The 340-nt window shown below is 54.4% G+C and carries 1 pseudogene; it reads right to left on the reverse strand.

Going from position 1 to position 340, the window contains the following annotated elements:
• A pseudogene (locus AB9F29_RS21580) lies at window positions 1–232 on the reverse strand (NADH:ubiquinone reductase (Na(+)-transporting) subunit C); the annotation flags it as partial.
• Window positions 233–340 lie beyond the last annotated feature (108 nt).

Genomic DNA, 340 nt, shown 5'->3' on the forward strand with positions numbered 1-340 from the left:
CGCGCAAAATATCCGCTAATCCGGGGAGGGTGGCCACCATCGCGGCAAATTTGGCTTCACGGGCGGCATCAATATGCGCCTGTTGACGCGGTTGAAGCAAAACGGATGTGATGGACACGGTGAGGGCGGAAATCAGCGCGACCAGAAAGGCGACTCCCAAAGTTTTGACACGATTATCATTGGGAAGGGCCAGAAAACGACGCCACCAAGTGAGGGTGGAGAATTCAGTCATGGGCCTGCCTTTTTGCCCTTCGCCTAACATTGGCGGTTATAACGATTTGATCGATCAATGGGGCAAAGATGCTTGCTAGAAGGGCGGTAAAGACCACCGCGTTCCGGG

It is taken from the genome of Falsihalocynthiibacter sp. S25ZX9, assembly GCF_041205405.1.
Classification (GTDB): domain Bacteria; phylum Pseudomonadota; class Alphaproteobacteria; order Rhodobacterales; family Rhodobacteraceae; genus Falsihalocynthiibacter; species Falsihalocynthiibacter arcticus.